The sequence below is a fragment of the Roseospira navarrensis genome, assembly GCF_009601025.1.
Lineage (GTDB): Bacteria > Pseudomonadota > Alphaproteobacteria > Rhodospirillales > Rhodospirillaceae > Rhodospira > Rhodospira navarrensis.
Window position 1 is genome coordinate 47,250 of record NZ_WIVE01000011.1, and the last position, 17,489, is coordinate 64,738.

At 70.9% G+C, this 17,489-nt stretch carries 14 protein-coding genes; 7 read left to right on the forward strand and 7 right to left on the reverse strand.

Annotation, left to right across the window (positions count from 1 at the left end):
- The first annotated feature begins 191 nt into the window (after positions 1-191).
- The 6 genes from uvrB to thyX all read left to right on the forward strand — a co-directional run bounded on the left by uvrB (position 192) and on the right by thyX (position 7,408).
- Positions 192-2,387, forward strand: a complete 2,196-nt coding sequence (gene uvrB, locus GHC57_RS05620) for an excinuclease ABC subunit UvrB (protein WP_153342055.1) — start codon at positions 192-194, stop codon at positions 2,385-2,387.
- 279 nt (positions 2,388-2,666) lie between these two features.
- Positions 2,667-3,425, forward strand: a complete 759-nt coding sequence (locus GHC57_RS05625; protein WP_153342057.1) for an SDR family NAD(P)-dependent oxidoreductase — start codon at positions 2,667-2,669, stop codon at positions 3,423-3,425.
- Between the two features lie 270 nt (positions 3,426-3,695).
- Entirely contained in the window at positions 3,696-4,484 is a 789-nt protein-coding gene (locus GHC57_RS05630) for a hypothetical protein (protein ID WP_153342059.1), read from the forward strand.
- Positions 4,477-5,301, forward strand: a complete 825-nt coding sequence (locus GHC57_RS05635) for a hypothetical protein (protein WP_153342061.1) — start codon at positions 4,477-4,479, stop codon at positions 5,299-5,301. Before GHC57_RS05630 ends, GHC57_RS05635 begins: the two co-directional genes overlap by 8 nt.
- A 49-nt stretch (positions 5,302-5,350) precedes the next feature.
- Complete coding sequence (gene cbiB, locus GHC57_RS05640; protein ID WP_246152152.1) at positions 5,351-6,382, forward strand: adenosylcobinamide-phosphate synthase CbiB; 1,032 nt, start codon at positions 5,351-5,353, stop codon at positions 6,380-6,382.
- A gap of 72 nt (positions 6,383-6,454) precedes the next feature.
- Positions 6,455-7,408 (forward strand): FAD-dependent thymidylate synthase, encoded by a 954-nt coding sequence (gene thyX, locus GHC57_RS05645; RefSeq protein ID WP_153342063.1) that lies wholly within the window; start codon positions 6,455-6,457, stop codon positions 7,406-7,408.
- Positions 7,409-7,594: 186 nt separating this feature from the next.
- Here thyX and trmB read toward each other — a convergent pair whose 3' ends face one another.
- The 5 genes from trmB to GHC57_RS05670 all read right to left on the reverse strand — a co-directional run bounded on the left by trmB (position 7,595) and on the right by GHC57_RS05670 (position 12,205).
- Positions 7,595-8,353 (reverse strand): tRNA (guanosine(46)-N7)-methyltransferase TrmB, encoded by a 759-nt coding sequence (gene trmB, locus GHC57_RS05650; RefSeq protein ID WP_153342065.1) that lies wholly within the window; start codon positions 8,351-8,353, stop codon positions 7,595-7,597.
- A gap of 55 nt (positions 8,354-8,408) precedes the next feature.
- The gene (gene irrA / locus GHC57_RS05655; RefSeq protein ID WP_153342067.1) at positions 8,409-8,837 is read right to left on the reverse strand and encodes an iron response transcriptional regulator IrrA; all 429 of its coding nucleotides are present in this window, start codon (positions 8,835-8,837) and stop codon (positions 8,409-8,411) included.
- A gap of 90 nt (positions 8,838-8,927) precedes the next feature.
- Positions 8,928-10,304 (reverse strand): NAD(P)H-dependent flavin oxidoreductase, encoded by a 1,377-nt coding sequence (locus tag GHC57_RS05660; protein WP_153342069.1) that lies wholly within the window; start codon positions 10,302-10,304, stop codon positions 8,928-8,930.
- A gap of 147 nt (positions 10,305-10,451) precedes the next feature.
- Entirely contained in the window at positions 10,452-11,216 is a 765-nt protein-coding gene (gene ugpQ / locus GHC57_RS05665; protein ID WP_153342071.1) for a glycerophosphodiester phosphodiesterase, read from the reverse strand.
- Positions 11,217-11,593: 377 nt separating this feature from the next.
- Positions 11,594-12,205, reverse strand: coding sequence for a 2-hydroxychromene-2-carboxylate isomerase (locus GHC57_RS05670; protein ID WP_170294703.1), 612 nt, complete (start codon positions 12,203-12,205; stop codon positions 11,594-11,596).
- 141 nt (positions 12,206-12,346) lie between these two features.
- On the opposite strand from GHC57_RS05670, the gene GHC57_RS05675 reads away from it, so the two are divergent.
- Positions 12,347-15,685, forward strand: a complete 3,339-nt coding sequence (locus GHC57_RS05675) for an error-prone DNA polymerase (RefSeq protein ID WP_153342076.1) — start codon at positions 12,347-12,349, stop codon at positions 15,683-15,685.
- A 22-nt stretch (positions 15,686-15,707) separates the two neighbouring features.
- Here the strand turns inward: GHC57_RS05675 and GHC57_RS20235 are convergent, their stop codons facing one another.
- Positions 15,708-16,880: a glycosyltransferase gene (locus GHC57_RS20235; RefSeq protein WP_153342078.1), complete on the reverse strand. Its 1,173-nt coding sequence runs from the start codon at positions 16,878-16,880 to the stop codon at positions 15,708-15,710.
- Positions 16,877-17,476, reverse strand: coding sequence for a recombination mediator RecR (gene recR, locus GHC57_RS05685; protein ID WP_153342081.1), 600 nt, complete (start codon positions 17,474-17,476; stop codon positions 16,877-16,879). The genes GHC57_RS20235 and recR overlap by 4 nt, the downstream gene beginning before the upstream one ends.
- Positions 17,477-17,489: the final 13 nt, after the last annotated feature.

Here is a 17,489-nt window from a genome sequence, read left to right on the forward strand (position 1 = left end):
AAGCGAAAGCGTAGCGGCGGCCGGGTCGGCAATCAACGCCGAGGCATGCGGCCCCCAGGGCAATCGGGTGAAAGGACGCGTGATCGCAAGGACGTGGCCTACGAGGTCTCGCATTTCGCCAAACGCGCCTTCACCCGATTGCATGGATGCGGCCCCTTGGCCGGGCCCTCCCGGGGGCCTATCTTCCCGACATGAGCACCAGCGCCGCCCCCCTCCTGCTTCCCGTCTACGAGCGTCAGCCCGCCGGCCCTCGCGCGGCGTTCCGGCTTGCCTCGGACTACGTGCCGGCGGGCGACCAGCCCACCGCCATCACCGAGTTGAGCGGCGGCCTGACCCAGGGCGAGCGCGATCAGGTGCTGTTGGGCGTGACCGGCTCCGGCAAGACCTTCACCATGGCCAAGGTGATCGAGGCGGCGGGCCGCCCCGCCCTGGTCATGGCCCCGAACAAGACGCTGGCCGCGCAGTTGTATGGCGAGATGAAGCAGTTCTTCCCCGAGAATGCGGTGGAATACTTCGTCTCGTATTACGACTATTACCAGCCCGAGGCCTACGTCCCGAGGACGGACACCTATATCGAAAAAGACTCCAGCATCAACGAACAGATCGACCGCATGCGCCACGCCGCCACCCGGGCGCTGCTGGAGCGCCGCGACGTCATCATCGTGGCCTCGGTCTCGTGCATCTACGGTATCGGCGCGGTCGAGTCGTATTCGCGCATGGTCATCGGCCTGCGCAAGGGCCAGGAGATCGACCGCGACGCCCTGCTGAAGGGGCTGGTCGAGCTGCAGTACACCCGCAACGACATCGCCTTTACGCGCGGCACCTTCCGCGCCCGGGGCGACGTCATCGAGATCTTCCCGGCGCACTACGAGGACCGGGCGTGGCGGCTGTCGCTGTTCGGCGAGGAAATCGAGGACATCGCCGAGTTCGACCCGCTGACCGGCGCGCGCACGGGCGGTCTGGGGGAGATCACGGTCTATCCCGCCAGCCACTATGTGACGCCGCGCCCGGCGCTGTCGCAGGCGGTCAAGTCCATCAAGGCGGAACTGAAGGAGCAACTGGCGGCGCTGCACGAGGCCGGCAAGCTGCTGGAAGCCCAGCGCCTGGAACAGCGCACCACCTTTGATCTGGAGATGATCGAGACCACCGGGCACTGCAAGAGCATCGAGAATTACTCCCGCCACCTGACCGGCCGCCCGGCCGGCGCGCCGCCGCCCACCCTGTTCGAGTACCTGCCCGAGGACGCGCTGCTGTTCGTGGACGAAAGCCACGTCACGGTTCCGCAGGTCGGCGGCATGTTCAAGGGCGACTTCCAGCGCAAGAGCACGCTCGCGGAATACGGCTTCCGGCTGCCGTCGTGCATCGACAACCGGCCGCTGAAGTTCGAGGAATGGAACGCCATGCGGCCGCCCTCGGTCTACGTCTCGGCCACCCCGGGACCGTGGGAACTGGAGCGCACCGGTGGCGTGTTCGCCGAACAGGTCATCCGCCCGACCGGCCTGATCGACCCCGTGTGCATCGTCCGCCCGGTCGAGCATCAGGTGGACGACCTGCTGTCCGAGGTGCGCCAGTGCGCCGCCAAGGGGCAGCGCGTCCTTGTGACCACGCTGACCAAGCGCATGGCCGAGGACCTGACGGAATACCTTGCCGAGCAGGGCATCCGGGTGCGCTACATGCACTCGGACGTGGATACCCTGGAGCGAATCGAGATCATCCGCGATCTGCGAATCGGGGCCTTCGACGTGCTGGTGGGCATCAACCTGCTGCGCGAGGGCCTGGACATCCCGGAATGCGCCCTGGTCGCCATCCTGGACGCGGACAAGGAGGGCTTCCTGCGCTCCAAGACCTCGCTGGTGCAGACCATCGGGCGCGCCGCCCGCAACGTGGACGGCCGCGTGCTGCTTTACGCCGACAGGATCACCGACAGCCTGCGCTACGCCATCGACGAGACCAACCGGCGGCGCGAGAAGCAGCAGGCCTACAACGCCGAACACGGCATCACGCCGGCCAGCGTGCGGGCGCGCATCTCCGACGTGCTGGAGAGTGTCCACGAAAAGGACTACGTGACCGTGCAGGCCGGCATGGCCGAGGACCAGCAGCTCATCGGCCACAATCTGCGGTCCTATCTCGCGGACCTGGACAAGAAGATGCGGGCCGCCGCCGCCGACCTGGAGTTCGAGGAGGCCGCGCGCCTGCGCGACGAGATCCAGCGCCTGGAGGCCATGGAACTGGGCGTGGCCGGCGCGGACGAGGGCCAGGGCGCGAATCCGCTGCTCGCCTCGGTCAGACGGGCGGAAGCCGAGAAGACGCGGGCCGGCGGCGACGGCGGCAAGCCGAAGAAGCGCCGCACCAAGGGCCCCGTCAAGACCGGCCGGCCGGCGCGGTAACGCTCTTTCGCGCACCCTGGCCGAACGTCATATGACCTTTCACCGAATTGCGACAAATTCCAACAAACTATAGCGTTCTTGGTGTGGGCAGCCGGCTGGGGGGCAGTCGGGGGATGACTCGCCCATCAATGAGTTGGAAGGTCTTTGGTCTCCGGCTCACGCATGCATGATGGTACCCTGAACGGGCCTGTCGTCTCCGGACGGCAGGCTCGTTTTTTTTGTGTCGGGGCGACCGGCGCGATCCGACAGCCGCACCCCATCCGACCCGGGAGACCCGCCATGCCCCGCCGCATCCTCATCACCGGCGCGTCCAGCGGCCTGGGGGCCGCGCTGGCCGAGACCTACGCCGCGCCGGGCGTCTCCCTGGTGCTGTCGGCGCGCAACCTTGGGCGCCTGGAGCAGGTGGCCGCCCGCTGCCGCACGGCGGGGGCCACGGTGGAGGCGAACCGGCTCGACGTCACCGACCGCGAGGCGACGGCCGCCTGGGTCAAGGCGGCCGATGCCGCCGCGCCCGTGGATCTGCTGATCGCCAATGCCGGGATCTCGGCCGGCACCGGCGGCGGCGAGGAACCGGAGGAGCAGACCCGCGACATCTTCGCGGTCAACCTGGCCGGCGTGCTCAACACCGTGCAGCCGCTGCTGCCCGCCCTGCGCACGCGCGGTCGGGGCCAGATCGCGTTGATGGCCTCGTTGGCTGGATACCGGGGCTTTCCGGGCGCGCCCGCCTACTGCGCCAGCAAGGCGGCCGTGAAGGTGTGGGGCGAGTCGCTGCGCGGCTGGCTGGCCGGGGACGGCGTGAAGGTCTCGGTCATCTGCCCCGGTTACGTCCGCACGCCCATGACCGCCGTGAACCGCTTCCCCATGCCCTTCCTGATGGACGCGGACAAGGCCGCCCGCGTCATCAAGCGGGGTCTGGCACGCAACCGGGGCCGCATCGCCTTTCCCTGGCCGCTCGCCGTCGCGGCCTGGCTGGCCGGCGCGCTGCCCGACGCCCTGACCGACCGCCTGACCCGACGCCTGCCGCGCAAAGGCGGGTAGCGCCCCTGACCGAGTCGTCCCCTGGACGTCCGCCCACACGCGTGGACGATATAGAAAGGTAAAGACAAGACGCAAACACGACCCCTGGTTGGCGCATCACTTCGAAAGACGTCCGGACTCTTGCCCGCATCAGACCCCGTCCGGGGGCATAAAACAGAGCCCCTCCATTACCCCTATCCACTTTGTGGATATGCTCCACTATACTGCCCGACGGCGGCCGCGCGCCGCCACGACACGGGGGGACACGGGGGGAAACGGGGGGAAACGGGGATGTCCCAGCAGCCAGTGAAGGTTGAAACCCAGGGGATCAGCGCAGACTGGACGCGGGCCGACGGGTCCTATGACGCCGTCCATCGCGGCCTGATGGACCATGCGGGTCTGGTCGGGCTGTTTCAGCGGATCCATGCGCTTGAGGTCCCGGAAGAGGACCGCTTCAACGATTTCTGCCCGCCACACGTGATGGCCAGCGGACCGGCGGGGTCGGTCAGCTTCGTCATGGACGGGGGCGCGATCTTCTGCGACGAGACCGAGTGCGAGGTCACCCCGGCCGAGGCCGCCGCGCTGGCGACCGGCCGGGAGTCCATCACCGATGTCGCCCGGCGCCACGCCGGCGAAAGCGGCACGGCCTTCGTGCAGGGGCCCGACCGCGCCCGCGCCGAGGCCGAGGGCCGTCGCCCCGCCCCGCCCCGTCCGCCCATCGGCCTCGCCCGCAAGCTGCTGGGATATACGGTCGCGGGCGGGTTCCTGCTGGTCGGCCTCGGGACCCTGGGTGCGGGCCTGGAAGCCGGCACCGGCGACGATCTGTACGCCGCCCTGTTCATGGGCGGCCTGCTGGTTGTGGTCGGACTGCTGATCGCCTGGGCCGTCCGCAAGGCTGCCACCCATGGACGCGCCCGCCCGGCCGGGCAAACGCGAGGCGGCGGCTGGTCCGGGACGAGACGGCATGACGACCGCGATGACGATTGGGACCGGGATCGCGACCGGCGCGACGACCGGGGTGGCGACAATGACACCGACAGCGGGAGCGGCGGAGATGATGGCGGGGGCGGCGATGACTGACCGGCGCGCTGGCCTTCCGGCCGCCCTGCTGGGCCTTGGCCTGCTCTGGTCCGCCGCGGCGGCGGCCCAGACGGGCATGCCGGACGGCCGGATGAGCGAGGACCGCATGCTGGACCTGATCTTCGGTGTGCCGGAGATCGCGGCCTGGGCGGACGCGGTGCGCGCCAACGGCAACCGGGTGGTGATCGACACCGAACAGACGGCCGACCCGGACTGTCCCGATCTCGCCTGCCTGACCTGTTTCCGGCTGATGGAGGACCTGCCCACCCACCGCAGCTTTTTCGCCGTGGTCTGCGCCAACCCCGACACCGGCGACCTGCTGCGCTGGGACGACCCCGGGTCGGCCCCCCGGCCGTTGGCGTCGCCTGCCGGTCCGGCCCTTGAGGACACCGTCGTGCTGCCTGCCGGTCCGGCCCTTCAGGACACCGTTGTGCTGCCTGCCCGGGACCTGCTGACCCGCATGCCCGACCGCATGACGGGCTGGTTCCACTGGGATGGGGCCGCCCGCCCCATCGTCATGGCCGTCACCTGGACGGGGCGAAGCGTGGCCCCGGACGGCATGGTGGCGTTCCGGGGGCGGGCCGACTACGTGGAGCCGACCGGCCGCCGCACCCGCGCGGATGTGCGGATGCGGGTGGACGGCACCGTCGGTGCGGTCGTGATGTGGGAGGAAAGCGGAGCCGACCAGCCCGACTTCGAAACCGACGGCCGGTTCGTCGGCACCATGGACCCGGGCTCGCTGACCATCGACGGCCATTGGCGGCACCCGACCATGGACAGCCGCGCCCGCTTCCGGCTGGAGCCGGCGGGCGGCTGACCGCGCACGGACCCGCGCAACCTTCTTGCGTCCCGGGGCCGGGGGTGGGATGGTCCCGCCCGCCATGTTCCTGCTGTTCGATTACACCGGAACCGATGTCTTCGATCCGCTCGTCCTGCTGCTCGCGGCGATGCTGATCGACGCCTATCTGGGCGAGTTCGGTCCGCTCTTCCGCATCATCCCGCATCCCGTGGTCGTCATGGGCCACTGGATCGGCGTGGCCGACGCCCGGCTGAACCGCCCGTCACGCAGCCCCCGCGACCGGCGCATGCGCGGGGTCGTGACTGCGCTCGCCTTGACCGGGATATCGGCCGGGATCGGGGTCGCCGTGCAATGGTTCGCCACCGCCGCCCCGGCCGGCTGGGTGGTGGAAATGGGCCTGGTGGCGGTGCTGCTGGCCCAGAAGAGCCTGCACGACCACGTCCGGGACGTGGCGGTGGCGCTGGAGACGCACGGCCTCGACGCCGGACGGCGCGCCATCCGTCATCTGGTGGGGCGCGACCCGGAGACCCTGGACGAGGGCGGCATCGGCCGCGCCGCCGTCGAGTCGCTGGCGGAGAACTTCTCGGACGGAGTCATTGCGCCGGTGTTCTGGTACGTGGTGTTCGGCCTGCCCGGCCTGATGGCCTACAAGATGATCAACACCCTGGATTCCATGATCGGCCACCGGACGGAACGCCACCAGCACTTCGGCTGGGCCTCGGCCCGGCTGGACGACGCGTGGAACTGGGCGCCCGCGCGCGTTTCGGCGCTGCTGATCGTGGCGGCGTCCGCCACCCTGCGCTTCACCCGGTGGCGCGAGGCCGTGCGCATCCTGCGTCGCGACGCCCGCCGTCACCGCTCACCGAATGCAGGATGGCCGGAGGCCGCCACCGCCGGCGCCCTCGGCCTCGCCCTGTCCGGCCCGCGCCGCTACCACGGTCGCGAAACCAGCGAACCCTGGGTGGGCGACGGCCGCGCCCGCGTGACTCCGAAGGACATCCGCCGCGCCCTGCGCCTGTACGTGCGGGCCTGTTTCGCGGGGGGGCTGGTGGTGGCGGGCGTGCTGGTGCTGAAGGTCGCGCTGGCCGGTGCGGGTTGACGTTGAGACGTCGGCACCATCCGGGTATGGTGCCGCGCCCCTGTTCCCGCCTTTTTCCGGACACCCGCCCCCATGATCGAACCCGACGCCTCCCGCCTCGACCCCGCTCTTCAGGCCGACATCGAGGCCCTGCGCGGCCAGACCGCCGAGACCAGACGGGCCACGGTCGCCGACATGGAGGCCATCCTTCATCAGCCGTTCCCGGTGCTGGATCACGGCTTCGTGCGCGTGGTGGACTACATGGGCGACGACGGCGCCGTGGTGCAGGCGGCGCGCGTCTCCTACGGGCGCGGCACCCGCCGGGTGCACGAGGATCGCGGCCTGATCCGCTACCTCATGCGGCACCGCCACACCACGCCGTTCGAGATGTGCGAGATCAAGTTCCACGTGAAGCTGCCGATCTTCGTGGCCCGGCAGTGGATCCGGCACCGCACCGCCAACGTCAACGAATACTCGGCGCGCTATTCGGTGCTGGACCGGGAGTTCTACATTCCCGCCCCCGAGCATCTGGCCGCCCAGTCCAGCGACAACCGCCAGGGCCGGGGCGCCGTGTTGTCCGGCAGCGAGGCGGCCGACGTGCTCGACATCCTGCGCGGCGACGCCATGCGCTGTTACGCCAGCTACGAACGCATGCTGGCCGAGGACGACGACGACCGCCAGGGCCTGGCCCGCGAACTGGCGCGCATGAACCTGACGCTCAACACCTATACGCAGTGGTACTGGAAGGTTGACCTGCACAACCTGATGCACTTCCTGTCCCTGCGCGCGGACCACCATGCGCAGTACGAGATCCGCGTCTATGCCGAGATCATGCTGGACCTGATGGCCCGCTGGGTGCCGATCATCCACGAGGCGTTCCAGGATTACCGCATGGGCGGGCTGCACCTGTCGCGAGGCGCCTTGGGCGTGGTGCGCCGCTGCCTGGACGGGGAGCGCGTCACCCAGGCCGACAGCGGCCTGTCGCCGCGCGAGTGGCGGGAACTGTGGGCCGCGCTGGAGCGCCCCGCGCCGGATGCGGCCGACTGATCCGGATTGGTGGAAGCGTCCGACTCTCGCCGGCCTTTTTTTGCGTCATCCTGAGCCGCTGACAGCGGCCAAGGATCTCGGCAAGACGGGTGACTGCGGGCCAGGGGATGCACGCCCCGGCCCGAGATCCTTCGGTCGCTCCGCTCCCTCAGGACGACACCCCCTCCCCCTCGCCGCGCCCCCCGCTCAGCGCGGGCGGCGCTGGAAGTCCAGGAAGATCGGCCGGCGCCCGTCCTCCAGCGCCTTGGTCTCGTAGCGGGTGCGGATGTGGTCGGCGGGCGGCTGGCGCCAGTCGTCGGCCCGCCGGGCCGTCCAGGCGAAGGCCGCATGGCTGCAGGCGTGCCGCAGCGTCCAGCGGATGTAGCCCATGTCGTCGCTGGCCACCCGCAACAGCCCGCCGTCCACCAGCAACCGCGCGAACACATCCAGCCGCCGGGGCGCGATCATGCGCCGCTTGGCGTGCCGGCTCTTGGGCCAGGGGTCGGGGAACAGCACGAAGATGCGGTCCAGGCAGGCATCCGGCAGGTGCGCCAGCAGGGGCCGGATATCCTCCGGATAGACGCGCACGTTGGACAGGCCGGCCTCGTCCACGGCCGCGACCAGCTTGGCCACCCCGTATTCGAACACCTCACCCCCGATGAACCCCACGTCAGGATGCGCCGCCGCCTGCCCGGCCAGATGCTCGCCGCCACCGAAGCCGATCTCCAGCCAGACCGCCCGCACGGGGGCCGGGAACAGCGCCTGCGGGTCCAGGGTCTGGCCGTCCTCGGGCATGGCGATGGCGAGGTCCGGCAGGCGGCTGTCCAGCACCGCGCGACGTCCGGCGCGCAGGGGTTTGCCCTTGCGGCGGCCATAGAAGCGGACGTCCTCGGTGCGGACGGAGGGTGCGGAAGCGGAAGCGCCGGCGCCGGTGTCGTCGGCGCCGGTCGGGTCAGGACCAGTCATCTCGGATGTCACGCAAGAGAGCGGGGGAAGCGGCGCACTGACGCGCCGCCCGGCGTCATTCCGCCGCGGTGGCGAGGGGCGCCTCTTCAAGCCGCACGATCACGTCCACGCTCTTGATCCGGGTGCCGTCCGGCGCGTTCGGGACGGCGGTCACCATGATGTCGTCGCCCGGAATGTCCGTCAGCCGCCCGGAGGCGTCATTGAAGAAGTGATGATGCGCGCTGGTGTTGGTGTCGAAGTAGGACCGGCCCGCCTCCACCACGATCTCGCGCAGCAGGCCCACGTCCGTGAACTGGTGCAGCGTGTTGTAGACGGTCGCCAGGGACACGCGCACACCCGAGGCGATCACCTCCGAGTGCAGCATTTCCGCCGTGACGTGCCGGTCCCCGTTGTCGAACAGGAGACGGGCCAGCGCCAGACGCTGCCGGGTGGGACGCAGACCAGCGGCGCGCAGGCGGTCCATGGCGGAAAGGTCATGTCTCATGGCTCAGTTCCCGTTCTGCTCCAGGTTGGGCCCCAGTCGCGTCCCGGCCCGCTCCGACGGCCGCCCCCCTCAAGGCGGCGTCGGCGAGGGTCAGTCTCCCGTCAGGATCCGATCCACCAGCTCGCGCACCGTGGGCACACGACCATTGGCGAAAAACGGATCGCTGGCGAACCGATAGGCGTTGTGGCCCGCGAACATCAAATTATTCTCGATATCACCATCATGTGCAATGGACTGCAACGTTTTCTGAATGCAGAAGGATCGCGGATCGGCCCGGCGGCCGGTGGATCCGCTCTCGCTCTGCGCCCAGTTGGAGAACGAGCAGGCCGACAGGCACCCCATGCACTCCACCTGATCGCGCAGGATCTCCCGCGCCCGCTCCGGCGTCACATAGATGAGGGTATTGTCCGGGGTCCGCAGGGCCTCGGTGTGGCCCTCGGCCATCCAGCTTCGGACCTTCTCCAGGTCGCCCTGGGGGATGAACACTTGCCGCCCGCGCGCGCCCACGGCCAGCGCGGCGTCGTGGGTCTCGTCGGGCTCGGTGGTGTAGGGCACCTGGCGCTCGCTGCGGCCCGAAAGTTCATCCAGGAAGTCGTTGCGGACCGCCGAGGAATAGAACCCGGTCGGGCTGAAGCGATGCAACAGCACGTCGCCCTTGGCCAGACGCAGCAGTCGCTGTTTCCACGAGTCCGGGATCGGGCTTTCCTTGGTCAGCAGCGGCCGGGTGCCGAACTGGAAGGCGATCGGCCCCAGTTCGGGATTGTCGATCCAGTCCGCCCACTCGCGCAGATACCAGACCCCGCCGGCCATGAAGATCGGCACCTCCGGCGAGCCGGCCTCGCGCATGGTCTTGCGCAGCGCGGCGACGCGGGGATAGGGGGATTCCGGCGCGCGCGGATTCTCGGTGTTGGACAGGCCGTTGTGACCGCCCGCCAGCCACGGGTCCTCGTAGACCACGCCGCCCATCCACTCCGCCGACTTGCGGTAGGACCGGCGCCACAGCGCGCTGAACGCGCGGGCGGAGGAGACGATGGGGTAGTAATGCACGCGGAAGCGCTCGGCGATCTCGGCCAGCCGGTACGGCATACCGGCGCCGCAGGTGATGCCGTGGATCAGGCCGCGCGCGCCCTCCATCACACCCTGCAGGACGCGCTCGGCGCCGCCCATCTCCCACAGCACGTTGATGTGCAGACGACCGGCCCCGCCGGACATGTCGTGGGCAATGCGGGCCTGCGCGATGCCGCCCTGGATGCCGTAGGCCACCAGTTCCTCGTGCCGCTCCCGGCGGGTTTTTCCCTTGTAGATCTGCGGGATGACGTTGCCGTTCTCGTCGTAGCTGTCGGCGTTGACGCCCGAGAACGTGCCGACGCCGCCGGCGGCCGCCCAGGCGCCCGCGCTGAGGCCGTTCGACACCGCGACGCCCTTGCCGCCTTCCACCACCGGCAGTACGTCCCGTCCCGAAATCATAAGGGGATTCAGAGGCTTCACAATCGATCCTTTCGCCTGCTCGAACAGGGAATGACGTCACGCCCCTCGCCCGGGCGAGGTCGGTCCGACGGCGCGGGCCCCGGGGAGACGAGCGGCCCGACGGCCGCGTCCCTCCGCCGCGCCACGTCAGGCGCCGGCCAGGGGCAACAGCACCTCCGGCCGGTCCGTGAAGATCCCGTGCACGCCCCAGTCCCACAGGTTCAGGGCGCGCCCCGGATCGTTCACCGTATAAACCATGACCCGATAGCCCGCGTCCAGCACCTCTGCCACGCCGGACGGCCCTAAAGGCTCCGACGCGCAATGGATGGACCACGCCCCCACCGCCTCGGCGGCCTGGCGCCAGTCGTCCGTGAGCGCCTCGGTCAGCAGACCGCGCGGCCACTGCGGCGCGGTCTGGCGGGCCACGTCCAGCGCCGTCCGGCTGAAGCTGGAGACCAGCAGCGGCGACGCCTCGGAGGGCCACACCTGCCGCGCGACCTCAAGGGCGATGGCGGCGGTTTCCTCGTCACGGCCCGGGCACGGCTTGATCTCCATGTTGGCACCCAGACCCATTTCGGCAAGGAGGTCCACGACCTCTTCCAGGGTCGGCACCAGTTCGCCGGCGAAGTCGGGATCGAACCACTGGCCCGCGTCCAGGTCCCCCAGGGCCGCCAGCGGCGCGGCGGCCACCGGCCCCTGCCCGTTGGTGGTGCGGCTCAGGATGTCGTCGTGGAACACGATCGGGCGGTTGTCGGCCGTCAGCTTGACGTCGAACTCCACCCACGGCGCGCCCAGGGCGTGGGCGCGGCGGAAGGCGGCCAGCGTGTTTTCGGGGGCCGAGGCGGAGGCCCCCCGGTGCGCGATCACGCGGGGCACATCGAAGGGGGGGACGGCGATCTGTGAGACGGTCATGGGCGGCCCGGCACGGTCCGGAGTCTGGGATCGGGAGTCTGGGATCGGGAGTCTGGGATCGGGAGTCTGGGGTCCAGGGTCAAGTGCGCCCAGGGATCACGTCCAACCCCGCCCGGTCAAGCCAAACCGGGCGAACCCAGGACAACGGTCTCAGGTTACCGGGATCGCTCCTGCAGGTCATTGCAGCGGGTCGGAGACCCACGCCCGAGAACCTTCAGCCGCTTCGCGGCTTCAGGACGACATCCAATGATTTTATTTCGTCACCCCGAGCGAGCAGAGCGAGACGAGGGATCTCGAGAGGCGTGCAATGACGGCGCGGAAAGCGCCGTCATGTTGACCTGCGCTCGTTGCCCTGGGGCGAACCGGGCCGGAGGCGGTCATTCTCCCGCGCCGGCCAGGGCCTCGGCAACGAAGTCCAGCCGGTCCTGACCCCAGAACGCCTCGCCGTCCACCACGTACCAGGGCACGCCGAAGCAACCGTCGGCGAGCGCGGCCACGGTGTTGGCCTCGCGCTCGGCGGCCCAGCGGTCGGCCTCGCCCTCGGCCCGGGCGAGCAGCGCGTCGGCGTCCAGCCCCTGTTCCGTCAGAACGTCCACGACCACATCCCGCCGTCCGATGTCGCGGTTGGCGATCCAGATCGCCCCGCCAAAGGCCGTGGCCAGCGCCAGCGCATCGCCGCCCTCGGCCCGGTGGGCCATCACGCAGGCCGCCGCCAGGCGCTCGTCGCAGGGGAACACGTCCGGGTGCCGCACCAGGGCGAGTCCCCGGCGGCGGGACCAGCGGGCCAGTTCCAGCAAGCGGTAGTCCTGCCGGGCCTTGGGGCGCTGGCTGAGGGGTTGGCCGCCGGTCTCCTGGAACACGCGCGGCAAGTCGATGGGGCGGACCTCGACCGTTGCGCCGGCCGCATGGGCGACCTGCGCCAGGGGCGCCCCGCCCATGAAACTCCAGGGGGAATTGAGGAACACGTAATAGGTCACGATCCGGGACATGGCGGCCCTCCCTACGCCGATGGGTTTCATTTTGCGCCGAATTGTAGACCGATCGGTCCAGATTGCAAGGCAGCCAGACCCGGCCCGACATGTTCTTGTTCTGTTCTTTACATCCCGCCGCCGCCGGGCCATCTTGCGCGCATGACACAGACCGATCCCGCCCCTGCCCCACAGCCGCCCCCCCCACCGGCGTATGCCGAACTGTGGGCGGCCACGGCCTTCAGCTTCCAGGAGAGCGCCTCGCTGCCCGAAGAGCTGGTGGTCACGGCCGCCGCCCTGGGCCTTCATGCGCTCGCCGTCACCGACCGCGCCAGCCTGGCCGGGGCGGTGCGCGCGCACGTTTCCGCCAAGGAGCACGGGGTTCGCCTGATCGTGGGCGCCCGCCTGGATCTGGAGGACGCGCCGTCCCTGCTCTGCCTGCCCACGGACCGGGCCGCCTATGGCCGGCTCTGCCGCCTGCTGACGCGCGGCCGACGGCGGGCCGGGAAAGGCGCGTGCTGTCTGCGCCTCCACGATCTGAACGACCCGGACGAGGGTCTGGGCGCGGGCCAGATCGCCCTTGTGCTGCCGCCGGAGGACGGCGCACCCGAGCCCGGCCCCGCCTTCGCCGCCGGTCTGGCCCACCTGCGCGATGCGCTGACCGCCGCCGGCTCGCCCCGCGTTCACCTCGCCGCCGCCGTGCGCTGGGACGGCCAGGACGGCCGCCGCCTGTGGGCGCTGGACCATCTGGCGAAATCCCTCGCCACCCCCCTGGTCGCGGCCAACGACGTCCGCTTCCACGCGCCGGAACGCCGGGCGCTGCACGACCTGATGACCTGTGTCCGCGACCATGTGACCATCGACTCGGCCGGCTGGGGTCTGCTGCCCCACGGCGAGCGCCACCTGAAGAGCCCGGCGGAGATGGCCGCCCTGTTCGCGCGCCATCCGGCGGCGGTCGCCCGCACGGTGGAGATCGCCGACGCCTGCCGGTTCTCGCTCGACGAACTGCGCTACGAATACCCCGAGGAACCGGGCGCGCCCGGCGAAACGCCGCAACAGACGCTGGTCCGCCTCACATGGGAGGGGGCGCGCGGACGCTACCCCGGCGGCGTGCCGGCCGACGTCGAGGCCCGTGTGACGCACGAGTTCGGGGTGATCGAGCAATTGGGCTACGCGCCCTATTTCCTGACCGTGCACGACATCGTGCGCTTCGCGCGCGGCCGGGGGATTCTCTGCCAGGGGCGCGGGTCCGCCGCCAACTCCGCCGTGTGCTACTGCCTGGGCATCACCGCCGTCGATCCGGCCCGCATCGACCTGCTGTTCGAGCGCTTCGTCTCCGCCGCCCGCGACGAACCGCCCGACATCGACGTGGATTTCGAGCACGAGCGCCGGGAAGAGGTGATCCAGTACATCTACGACCGCTACGGCCGCCACCGCGCCGGACTGGCCGCCACGGTGATCCGCTACCGCACGCGTTCGGCCACGCGCGACATCGGCAAGGCCATGGGCCTGTCGGAAGACGCCGTCGCGGCCCTGAACGCCACCGTCTGGGGCACGTCGTCGCGGCCGCTGTCACCCGAGCACGTGCGCGAGGCCGGGCTTGATCCGGACGAGCCGCGCCTGGCCCTGACCCTGGCCCTGATCGAGGAGGCTTTGGGCTTTCCCCGCCATCTCAGCCAGCACGTGGGCGGCTTCGTGCTGACGCGCGGGGCGCTGTCGGAGACGGTGCCGATCGAAAACGCGGCCATGGCCGACCGCACCGTCATCCAGTGGGACAAGGACGACCTGGACGCGCTGGGGATCCTGAAGATCGATGTTCTGGCCCTGGGCATGCTGACCTGTATCCGCAAGGCGTTCGAGCTGATCGGCCGCCACCACGGCCGCGCCCTGACCCTGGCCGGCGTGCCGGCCGAGGACCCGGCGGTCTACGACATGCTCTGCCGGGCCGACAGCCTGGGCGTGTTCCAGGTGGAAAGCCGCGCCCAGATGAGCATGCTGCCGCGCCTGCGCCCGCGCACGTTCTATGATCTGGTGATCGAGGTCGCCATCGTCCGCCCCGGGCCGATCCAGGGCGACATGGTTCACCCCTACCTGCGCCGCCGCCGTGGGGAAGAGGCGGTGGTGATGCCCTCGACCGATCTCGCCCGGGTGCTGGAAAAAACCCTGGGCGTGCCGCTGTTCCAGGAACAGGCCATGCGCATCGCCATCGTCGGCGCGGGGTTCTCGCCCGCCGAGGCGGACCGCCTGCGCCGCGCCATGGCGACCTTCCGCAAGGCCGGGCTGATCCACGCCTTCCGCGACAAGTTCCTGAAAGGCATGGTCGCCAACGGGTACGAACCGGCGTTCGCCGAGAACTGCTTCCGCCAGATCGAGGGCTTCGGCGAGTACGGCTTTCCCGAAAGCCACGCCGCCAGCTTCGCGCTGCTGGTCTATGTGTCGGCGTGGCTGAAGCGGCACTATCCGGCCGCCTTCGCCTGCGCGCTGCTGAACAGCCAGCCCATGGGGTTCTACGCCCCCGCCCAGATCGTGCGCGACGCCCGCGAGCACGGCGTGGAGGTGCGGCCGGTGGACATCAACCGAAGCGACTGGGAGTGTGGGTTGGAAAGGCCGCACGACCCGGGGCGCAATCCGCCGCACGCGGCCCCGCCGACGGCGGATTGCCCCGCATCGCCGGGGCGAAGCGGGTCGACTCCGCCCGACCTGGAAGCACCCTCCCCCGCCCTGCGCCTCGGCTTCCGCCAGATCAAGGGCCTGTCGGAAGAGGCCGGCCGCGCCATCGCGGCGGCGCGCCCGCCCGGCGGCTACCACGACCCGGCGGACGTGCAGCGCCGCGCCGGCGTGGGGCCGGACGTGCTGGACACCCTGGCCCGCGCCGATGCCTTTGCCGGCCTGAACCTGGATCGGCGTCCGGCGCTGTGGGCGGTCAAGGCGCTGCGCCCCTCCGAGCTGCCGCTGTTCGCCGCCGCCCAGGCGCGCACCCGTACGGGGCCGCCGGTACGCGAGACCGACGGCGAGCCGGACACCGACCTGCCCGACCTGACCCCGGGGGAATCGGTGGTGGAGGATTACGCCGCGGTGCGCCTGACCCTGCGCGACCATCCCATGGCCCTGCTGCGCGAGACCCTGACCCGCGACGGCGCGGTGCCGGCCGCCCGGCTGGCCGAGGTGCCCACCGGCCGCCGGCTGTCCGTGGCCGGGCTCGCGGTCTGTCGCCAGCGCCCGGGCAGCGCCAGCGGCGTCGTCTTCATCACCCTGGAGGACGAAACCGGCGTGGCCAACCTGATCGTCTGGCCCGGCGTGTTCGAGACCCACCGCCGCGCCGTGCTGCGCGGCCGGCTGCTGCTGGCCCAGGGTCGCCTTCAGAAAGAGGGCCTGGTGATCCATCTGGTGGCCGAGCGCCTGGCCGACCGCACCGACGCCCTGCGCAGTCTGGTGCCCGAAGCCACGCTGATGGACAGCGTCACGACCCGGGCCGACCGCGTGCGGCATAACAGAGCGTGACCGCCGCCTTCAGCCCGGACGGTTAGCCCCGCTTTCCCTCGACATGGTCCGCCAGCACAGTGTCCAGGACCCGCGCCGCCACCGGCTGCCAGCCCAGGCCGTCCCAATGCGCCTCGGCCGCCGCGCGCAAGCCGCCGAGGGCCGCCCGATCGTCCAGAAGCCCGGCCAGCCGCCCGGAAAGCCGCGCCGGATCAAGGGGCAGCGGCTCCGCGATCACGCCCGGACGCGTCGTCAGCCCCCCCAGATCCGGCAGGTCGGACATCCAGCAGGGCGTGCCCAGGGCCAGGAACTCGTAGATCGAGCCCGGCAGGCCCTCCCACTCGGACAGCAGCACGCCCAGGTCGGCCCGCCGCATCAGCGCCAGAAGGTGCGCCCGCTGATCCGCCCCCAGAAACCCCAGCGGCGCCAGATAGTCCCGCGTCGGCAGCTCCCGCCGCGCCGGACCCGCAACCACGTAGCGCAGGCGGGCGCGCCGGTCGGCGGGCAAACGGTCGATGGCCTCGATCAGGCGCAGCACCCCCTTGCGGCGCGGGTGCGTGCCCACCGTCATCAGCGTGAGCGAGGTCCCCGAAACACGGGGCACCGCCCGGGCCGCGCGCACCTCTTCAGCGTTGGCCGGCACGCCCTTGCCGACCACGGTGATCGCCGGCGGATCAACGCCGTAATCCCGCCGCAGCGAGGCCGCCACCCCCTCGTGATAGACGAAGAACCCGGCGGCCAGACGATAGCTCTCGGCTTCCGCCTCCAGGATGGCCGCCCGCACGCGCGGCCCCAGATAGACCAGATCCCGCACCGTGGCGTCGATATAGAAGAACACCCGCAGCCCCTTGCGGCGCACGGCGGCGCGCGCCCGCCGGCCGATGTTCTGACAGCCGCTCAGGATCACCGCGCCGTCGGGCACCCCGTCGATGGCGGCCCCCAGACAGGCGTCGTGATAGGCGTCCGAGAACCCGAAGCCGTGGTAGACGTAGCCGTCGGCGGCCCGCCGGTCGCTCAGGATCGCGGCCCCGTACCGCAGGCTGTAGGCCGCCGCCACCGGCAGCACCTGGTTCGTGAACCGATAGGGAATCGTGCCCACCGCCACGTCCGGCCGATCCGCCGCCGCCGCATCCAGCGCGTGGCGAAGGTGGAACATCCGCCCGGACTGGAAATGCCGGTCGTTGGCGCCGTAGACGAAGACGGCGCGCCGGGTCACACCGGCCGCCGCGCGCGCAGCGCCGCGCCGATGGTGCCGTCGTCCAGGAAGTCCAGCTCGCCGCCCACGGGCACCCCCTGCCCCAGCGACGAGACCGTGAGGCCGGGCGCGACCTCGGCCAGACGGTCGGCGATCACGTGGGCGGTGGTCTGGCCATCCACCGTCGCCCCCAGGGCAAGCACGACCTCGCGCACCGCCCCGCCGGCGCAACGCGCCTCCAGCGCGGGAATGGCGAGGTCCTCGGGCCCCACGCCCTCCAGCGCGGACAGCACCCCGCCCAGCACATGATAACGACCGGAGAACGCCCCGGCCCGCTCCATGGCCCACAGGTCGGCCACATCCTCCACCACGCACAGGGCGCTGTCGTCCCGCCGGGGATCGGCGCAGACGGCACAGGGATCGCGCGTGTCGAAGTTGCCGCACACGCCGCACGGCCGCACCCGCTCCGCCACGTCCGACAGGGCGGCGATCAGCGGCAGCATGGCGGCGTCGCGCTTCTGGATCAGGTGCAGCGCCACCCGCCGGGCCGAGCGCGGACCCAGCCCGGGCAGGCGCCCGAGCAGGGTCATCAGGCGGTCGATCTCGGGCCCGGTCATGAGCGACGCGGCG